General features: G+C 67.8%; 1 protein-coding gene. It reads left to right on the forward strand.

The features are described from left to right. The coding region (locus HWX07_RS36780; protein WP_175879492.1) for a TolC family protein at positions 1 to 488 on the forward strand (488 nt) is incomplete at both ends.

A 488-nucleotide genomic window follows, 5' to 3' on the forward strand; every position in this document is an offset into this window, starting at 1 on the left:
TTCCCGGCTGGTGTATCGCAGACGGGCCAGCCGCTGATCTCGCGCACCTACAACGTCGGATTGTCGGCGTCGTGGGAGCTCGACCTGTTCGGCCGCGTGCAGAGCCTGAAGGACCAGGCGCTCGCGCAATACCTGTCGACCGCGTATGCGCGGCAGGCGTCGGAGATCTCGCTGGTGTCGCAGGTGGCCGATCAATACCTGACGCTGCTGTCGACCGATGACCTGTTGAAGGTCACGGAGGACACGCTGAAGACCGCGCAGGCGTCTTACGACCTGACCAAGCTGCAGTTCGACAACGGCACGGGCTCGGAGCTCGAGCTGCGTCAGGCGCAGACGGTGGTCGAGACGGCGCTCGCGAACCAGCAGGCGCAGGCGCGTGCCCGCGCGCAGGCGCTGAACGCGCTGGTGCTGCTGATCGGTGAGCCGCTGCCGGACGACCTGCCGGCGGGCATGCCGCTCGACGCGCAGAACCTGCTGACGGACGTGCC

It is taken from the genome of Burkholderia sp. BCC0097 (assembly GCF_902832985.1).
Lineage (GTDB): Bacteria > Pseudomonadota > Gammaproteobacteria > Burkholderiales > Burkholderiaceae > Burkholderia > Burkholderia orbicola.